The sequence below is a fragment of the Burkholderia sp. Ac-20344 genome (assembly GCF_017104975.1).
Lineage (GTDB): Bacteria > Pseudomonadota > Gammaproteobacteria > Burkholderiales > Burkholderiaceae > Burkholderia.
In genome coordinates, this window is sequence record NZ_JAAGPP010000257.1 from 1 (window position 1) to 7,099 (window position 7,099).

Sequence of the window (7,099 nt, forward strand, 5' to 3'; positions counted from 1 at the left end):
GCGACGGTGCTCGTGGTCGCGAGCCCGGCCGTGCTGCCGCACGTGCCACACCACGAACACGCGCACGGCGGCGGCAACCGCTGGCGCTCGCCGGCCCTGTGGATGCTCGGCGGCATCGCGCTCGTCGCGCTTATCGCCGAAGGCGCGATGTACGCCTGGGCGACGGTCTACATGCGCGACGTCGTCGCGGCGAGCCCCGCGCTCGCGAGCGCCGCCTATGCGGCGTTCTCGGGCGGGATGGCCATCGCGCGCTTCGCGGGCGACGCCGTGCGCGCCCGCTTCGGCGCGCCGCAGCTCGTGTTCGCGAGCGCGTCGCTCGCCTGCGCGGGAATGATCGGCGCGCTGCTGCTGCCGTATCCGGCCGCGGTGCTGACCGGCTTCACGCTGATGGGCCTCGGCCTCGCGAACATGATGCCGGTGCTGTTCGCCGCCGCCGCGCGCGTGAAAGGCATCCACGCGGCCGAGGGGCTCGCGCATGTGGCCGGGCTCGCGTATTTCGGCATGCTGTTCGGGCCGGTCGTGATCGGCGCGGTCGCGCAGGCTGCGAACCTGACGATCGGCCTGTCCGTCGTCGCGCTGTGCGCGGCGCTCGTCGCGGCGGTCGCGCCGAAGGTGCTCGCGCGGCTGAAGATCTGACGGCGCGGCAGGCGTCGGCCCAAAAAGAAAGCGCGCATGCGTTGCCGCATGCGCGCTTTCACCCCTTCTGTTGACCGCTTGATGCGTTACATCTTCACTTCGTCGAGCAGCGACTTCTTGCCGTTCTTGTAGTTGTACAGCGAGATCACGCCGTGCTGCAGGTCGCCCTTCGAGTCGAAGGTCGTCGTGCCGATCACGCCCGAGTAGTTCGTCGTCGGCATCGCGGCGAGGATCTTCGCCGGATCCGTCGAGTTCGCGCGCTTCATCGCATCGGCGATGATGTACACGGCGTCATACGTGAACGGTGCGTAGATCTGGATCGGCTGGCCGAAGCGCTTCTCGTACTTCGCCTTGAACGCTGCGCCGCCCGACATCTTCTCGAGCGAAGCACCGGCTTCCGAGCACACCACGTTGTCGGTCGCGTCGCCGGCCAGGTCGGCCAGCTTTTCCGTGCACACGCCGTCGCCCGCGAAGATCTTCGCGCGCAGGCCGAGCTGCTTCGCCTGTTTCGCGAACGGGCCGCCGGTGGCGTCCATGCCGCCGTACATGATCGCGTCCGGATTCTCGCCCTTGATCTTGGTCAGAATCGCGCGGAAGTCGACCGCCTTGTCGTTCGTCGCGTCATGCGACATCACCTTCAGGCCGAGCGCCTTGGCCTTCTTCTCGAACTCGTTCGCGAGACCCTGGCCGTACGCGGTCGAATCGTCGACCACGGCCACGCTCTTGATGCCCTTCGAGTGCGCGTAGTTCGCGAGTGCCGGGCCCTGCTGCGCATCGGTGGCCACCACGCGGTACGTGGTCTTGAAGCCCTGCTGCGTGTAGGCCGGGTTGGTCGCCGACGGCGAGATCTGCACGATGCCCGCATCGCTGTAGATCTTCGAGGCCGGGATCGACGTGCCCGAGTTCAGGTGGCCGACCACCGCGACGACCTTGTCGTCGACGAGCTTCTGCGCAACCTGCGTGGCCTGCCGCGGGTCGGCCGCGTCATCCTGCGGGTCGAGTTGCAGCGTGATTTTCTGACCGCCGATCGTGAGACCCTTGGCGTTGATCTCCTCGACTGCGAGACGCGCGCCGTTTTCGTTGTCCTTGCCCAGGTGTGCAATGCCGCCCGTCAACGGCGCGACGTGGCCGATCTTGACGACTTGATCGGCGGCTGCGTTGCCTGCTGCTGCAGCACACAGCATCGCAGCTGCGGTGATCGGCAACAGCTTTTGCATCTTGATATTCATGTAAGTCTCCAGTTTCGGTCCCAAAAAACGCCATCGCCCGGTGCCCCGCTGCCATCCTTGTGTTTGCAATCACTGGACGATTCGCCGGATGCATCGTTCATGCACTTGGCCTCAAGCACGTGAAAACCGCCGCTTTTAGCAGCCGCCCGTCCGTACTTGCGCGCAAGTGTAGGTGATCAAATTAATTTGTGGGACTTTTTTGGGGTAGTGGTAACACTACCGATATGCACACTTTGGAATGACTACTCGAATATCGCCGCAAGCCCCGCCGGATAAGGGTTTCCGCTAATTCATGACGACCTGACGACAGGTCGTTTCAAAACATTCTCCGGGACATTTCGATTCGGTATTTTGTGCCCGTGATCGTTGAATGAAACGCGCGTGACAACGCGCGTTTCGTCGTTCGACAAGCACCGTTCAGGCCGCCGCCGCACGCCATTCGGCATCGAGCGCGGCAACGAGCTGCGACGTCGTCAGCGCATCGCCGCGGCGCCGCGCGAGCGGCGCGCCCTGCCCGGCCCACAGCGACAGATAGTCGCCATTGTTCGCGCGCGCGGCGGCCTGGCGCAGCGGCTGCGTGAGCGCGTTCTGCACCGGATACGGCGCGGCGTCCGCCACGCGCTCGCCGAGCCGGGCCATCAGCGTGTTGCGCAGCCCGCGCGCGTGGCGGCCGGTGATCGCGCGCGTGACCTGCGTCGACGTATCGGTGCTTGCAAGCAGGCGCGCCTTCCAGTCCGCCGCGATCGCACTTTCCGTGCAGGTGAGGAATGCGGTGCCGAGCTGCGCGCCCTGCGCGCCGAGCGCCAGCACGGCCGCGATCCCGCGGCCGTCCATGATGCCGCCCGCGGCAAGCACGGGCAGGCCGGTCGCGTCGACCAGTTGCGGCACGAGCGCGAGCGTGCCGATCAGCGCGTCATCGGCGGAACCGATGAACGTGCCGCGATGGCCGCCCGCCTCGGCGCCCTGCGCGGACAGCGCATCGGCGCCGGCCGCCTGCCATGCGAGCCCCTCGGCCACATGTGTCGCCGTGCCGATCACGTAGGTGCCGGCGGCCTTCAGGCGCGCGACGTCGGCCGCGTCGAGCACGCCGAACGTGAAGCTCGCAACGGGCACGCGCAACGCCACCAGCGCATCGAGTTGCGCACGGAAGTCGGGGGCGTAGCGCGCGGGCGCGGTGCCCGGCGGCAACCCGAGTGTCGCGTTCAGCGGGTCGATCGCGGCCAGCGCGCGAGCGACGGTCGCCGCGTCGGGTGCGCCGTCCGGCAGCACGAACAGGTTGATCGCGAACGGGCGATCGGTCGCCGCGCGGATGGCTTCGACTTCGGTCGCGAGGCGCTCGGGTGCGAACGCGGCGGCGCCGAGACTGCCGAGCGCGCCGGCATTCGATGCGGCGGCGACCATCGCGGTCGTGGTCGCGCCGACCATCGGCGCCTGCACGAGCGGCAGGCGCAGGCCGAAGCGTTCGGAAAAGGGCGTGGAAAACAGACGGGCGGACATTACGAATCCTTCGATGACGATGCGCGAAAGCGCTTTGTAAAAGCAGGCACATCGACTCTATCGAAGCGGCGCAGCACCGAAAAATGAATAATCGAGATCGAAACGATCGCTGCGCGAGAAGCGGGCGGGCGTCCTGCAATGACACGGGATCGGTGGCACACTAGGCCGCCCTCTACCCCCCGGGGCGCGCATCGCGCACCCCGTTCGCCAGGAGTTCAGAACGTGACTGCCCAATGGATCGACATCCCGACCGGTAACGACAGCTTCGGCGGCTATCTCGCGCTGCCCAAGCGCGGCAAAGGCCCTGCCGTCATCATCATCCAGGAGATCTTCGGCGTGAACTCGCACATCCGCGCGGTCGCCGACCAGTACGCGGCCGACGGCTTCGTCGCGCTCGCACCGGACGTGTTCTGGCGCACGCAGCCGCGTGTCGAGCTGACCTACGAAGGCGCGGATCGCGACAAGGGCATCGAGCTGATGAAGAAGACCGACGTGGGTCTCGCGGTCGCGGACATCGGCGCGGCAGCCGATGCATTGCGCGCGCGCCCCGAAGTGGCCGGCAAGATCGCCGCGATCGGCTACTGCTTCGGCGGCCAGCTCGCGTACCGCGCGGCTGCGACCGGCAAGATCGACGCGGCCGTGGCCTACTACGGCGGCGGCATCCAGAACGCGCTCGACCTCGCCGGCAAGGTCACGCAGCCGATCCTGTTCCACTACGCGGAAAACGACCATGCGATCCCGCTCACGGCCGTCGACCAGGTGAAGGCCGCGTTCGCCGGCCACGGCCATGCGTCGTTCCACGTGTATCCGGGCGCCGAGCACGGCTTCAACTGCACGGACCGCGCGTCGTACAACCAGCGCGCGTCGGCGCTCGCACACGGCCGCACGCTGACCTTCCTCGCCGAGCACCTCTAAAAGCGGACGGCCGCGGGCCCCTTGCAGCGGGCCCGCGTTATGCTCCTGACATCGCCACGCGTCACAACGGGGGTGACTGCGATGCACTCGGACTATCTCGCGCACGACGCGATCGGCCTCGCCGCACTGGTACGCGACCGCAAGGCGAGCCCGCGCGAACTGCTCGACGCCGCGATCGGCCAGGCCGAAGCGGTCAACAGCGCGATCAACGCGATCGTGCTGCAGGACTATGAAGCCGCGCGCCAGCGTGCGGCCGCCACCACCGACGTCGGCGCCGACGCGCCGTTCGCCGGTGTCCCGTATCTCGTGAAGGATCTCGGCGCGGCGGTCGCCGGGCTGCCGCTGTCGATGGGCAGCCGGCACTACCGGTATTTCGTGCCCGCCGACGATTCGCCGGTGATCGCGCGAAGCCGCGCGGCCGGTCTCAACGTGTTCGGCAAGACCAACACGTCGGAGATGGGCCAGATGCCGTACACGGAACCCGAACTGTTCGGTGCGTGCCGCAACCCGTGGAATCTCGACCACACGCCCGGCGGTTCGAGCGGCGGTGCGGCAGCGGCCGTCGCGGCCGGCATCGTGCCGATCGCGCATGCGTCCGACGGCGGCGGCTCGATCCGCATTCCGGCGTCGTGCTGCGGGCTGTTCGGCCTGAAGCCGAGCCGCAACCCGCTACTCGTCGACCTGCCGTCGAACGGCGAGCTGGTCGTCCAGCATGCGGTCACGCGCAGCGTGCGCGACAGCGCGCTGCTGCTCGACGTGACGACCGGCCAGACCTTGCCGGCCGGCGCGCCCGGCACGCTCCTCGGCGAGCTCGACACGCCGCCCGGCCCGCTGCGGATCGGCCTCGTGCTCGACCCGATGCTCGCACCGGCGCTCGCCGACGACACGCGCGCGGCGCTCGACGACGCGGCCGCGCTGCTCGAATCGCTCGGTCAACACGTCGAGCCGGCGACGCTGCACGTCGACTACGCGCGTGCGGCCGAAACCTTCCTGACGCTATGGGCGACGATCGCCGAGGAGATGGTGCTCGGCGCGCGCGCGCTGACCGGCCGCACGCCGAAGCGCGGCGAATTCGAAGCCGCGACGTGGGCGATGGCGGTGGTCGGCCGGCGCCTCGCGCGCACGCGCCTGCCGGACGTGCTCGAATGGCAGCGCCAGCTCACCGTGCAGGTGGCCGGCCTCGTGTCGCGCTACGACGCGATCCTGTGCGCCTCGCTCGCGGGGCCGCCGGTGAAGATCGGCGAGTTGCAGCCGACGCCGTTCGAATCGGCGCAGATGAAGGTGCTCGCGGCGCTGCCGGTGAAGCCGCTGCTGAAGGAAATGCTCGCGAGGTCGTCGGAAAAAGCGTTCACGTGGGCCGGCTGCACCGAGCTGTTCAACCTGACCGGCCAGCCGGCGATGTCGGTGCCGCTCTACTGGAATGCGCGCGGGCTGCCGATCGGCGTGCAGTTCGTCGCGCGCCACACCGACGACGGGCTGCTGCTCAGGCTCGCACGGCAGCTCGAACAGGCGCGGCCGTGGTTCGACCGCCGCCCGCCGCTGATGCAGGCGCAACGCTGACGCAGGCGTCGAAAAAAACCCCGCCGGCAAGACCGGCGGGGTTTTTACGCATGCAACCGCGTGACCGCGCTTACACGTCGAGCCGTTCACAGATCGTCCGCGTCGCGGTCGCCGTGTTCAGCGTATAGAAGTGCAGCCCCGGCACGCCCGCGTCGATCAGGCGCTGGCACAGGCCCGTGACGACGTCCGCGCCGAACGCGCGGATCGACTCGCGATCGTCGCCGAAGCTCTCGAGCCGGCGCGCCACCCAGCGCGGCACTTCGGCGCCGCACATCTCGGAGAAGCGCATCAGCTGCGAGAAGTTCGTGATCGGCATGATGCCCGGCACGATCGGCACGTCCACACCCAGCTTGCGCGCATCGTCGACGAAGCGGAAATACGCATCGGCGTTGAAGAAATACTGCGTGATCGCGGAATTCGCGCCGGCTTTCACCTTGCGCGCGAAATTCTCGAGATCGGCCTTCGGCGAACGCGATTGCGGGTGGTACTCCGGATAGCCGGCGACCTCGATGTGGAACCAGTCGCCATGCTCGGCGCGGATGAAGCTGACGAGCTCGGACGCGTAGCGCAGTTCGCCGACCGCGCCCATCCCGGACGGCAGGTCGCCGCGCAGCGCGACGATATGCCGGATGCCGTACGAGCGGTACTGGTCGAGGATCGCGCGCAGGCTGTCGCGCGACGAGCCGATGCACGACAGGTGCGGCGCGGCCTCGAGGCCGTCCTTCTGCATGTCGAGCACGGTATCGAGCGTGCCCTGCTGCGTCGAGCCGCCGGCGCCGAACGTCACGGAGACGAATTTCGGCTTCAGCGGCATCAGTTGCGCACGCGTGGCGCGCAGCTTCTCGACGCCTTCCGCCGTCTTCGGCGGGAAGAATTCAAACGAGAGTTCGATCGGTTTCATGATTCGGTGGGAACACGCTCAGTCAGCCGATGTCGCGCTGACCGAAGATCAGTGCGGACAGCAGCCACGACACGATGCTGTACAGGATCGAACCGAAGAACGCGGACCAGAAGCCCGACACCTCGAAGCCCTTCAGCAGCGACGACGCGAACCAGAAGCACAACGCGTTCACGACGAGGATGAACACCCCGAGCGTGACGATCGTGACGGGCAGCGTCAGCAGGATCAGCACCGGGCGGATCACCGTGTTGATCAGGCCGAGCACGACCGCGATGATCAGCGCCGTGCCGAAGCTCTTGATGTGGATCGACGGCACGAGGTACGTGATGATCAGCAGCGCGAGCGCGTTGATGACCCAGGT

General features: G+C 67.9%; 6 protein-coding genes and 1 pseudogene. 3 read left to right on the forward strand and 4 right to left on the reverse strand.

All coding sequences use genetic code 11. The features are described from left to right. Positions 1-636 (forward strand): annotated as a pseudogene (locus G3N64_RS37605) (MFS transporter); the annotation flags it as partial. Positions 637-722: 86 nt separating this feature from the next. Here the strand turns inward: G3N64_RS37605 and G3N64_RS37610 are convergent. After that, entirely contained in the window at positions 723-1,865 is a 1,143-nt protein-coding gene (locus tag G3N64_RS37610; RefSeq protein ID WP_205788660.1) for a branched-chain amino acid ABC transporter substrate-binding protein, read from the reverse strand. Between the two features lie 417 nt (positions 1,866-2,282). Further along, positions 2,283-3,362, reverse strand: coding sequence for a nitronate monooxygenase (locus G3N64_RS37615; RefSeq protein ID WP_205788661.1), 1,080 nt, complete (start codon positions 3,360-3,362; stop codon positions 2,283-2,285). A gap of 222 nt (positions 3,363-3,584) precedes the next feature. On the opposite strand from G3N64_RS37615, the gene G3N64_RS37620 reads away from it, so the two are divergent. Continuing rightward, entirely contained in the window at positions 3,585-4,277 is a 693-nt protein-coding gene (locus tag G3N64_RS37620) for a dienelactone hydrolase family protein (protein ID WP_205788662.1), read from the forward strand. Between the two features lie 81 nt (positions 4,278-4,358). After that, the gene (locus G3N64_RS37625) at positions 4,359-5,837 is read left to right on the forward strand and encodes an amidase family protein (protein WP_205788663.1); all 1,479 of its coding nucleotides are present in this window, start codon (positions 4,359-4,361) and stop codon (positions 5,835-5,837) included. Between the two features lie 70 nt (positions 5,838-5,907). Here the strand turns inward: G3N64_RS37625 and metF are convergent, their stop codons facing one another. Then, positions 5,908-6,738: a methylenetetrahydrofolate reductase [NAD(P)H] gene (metF, locus tag G3N64_RS37630; protein ID WP_205788664.1), complete on the reverse strand. Its 831-nt coding sequence runs from the start codon at positions 6,736-6,738 to the stop codon at positions 5,908-5,910. Between the two features lie 22 nt (positions 6,739-6,760). Continuing rightward, positions 6,761-7,099 (reverse strand): phage holin family protein (locus tag G3N64_RS37635; RefSeq protein WP_205788665.1); only part of this gene is annotated, 339 nt, incomplete at its 5' end.

Excerpts from the sequence above, each read along its gene's own strand:
- G3N64_RS37625 (WP_205788663.1), top strand. The coding sequence starts at position 4,359 with ATGCACTCGGACTATCTCGCGCACGACGCGATCGGCCTCGCCGCACTG.
- G3N64_RS37615 (WP_205788661.1), bottom strand. The coding sequence starts at position 3,362 with ATGTCCGCCCGTCTGTTTTCCACGCCCTTTTCCGAACGCTTCGGCCTG.
- metF (WP_205788664.1), bottom strand. The coding sequence starts at position 6,738 with ATGAAACCGATCGAACTCTCGTTTGAATTCTTCCCGCCGAAGACGGCG.
- G3N64_RS37610 (WP_205788660.1), bottom strand. The coding sequence starts at position 1,865 with ATGAATATCAAGATGCAAAAGCTGTTGCCGATCACCGCAGCTGCGATG.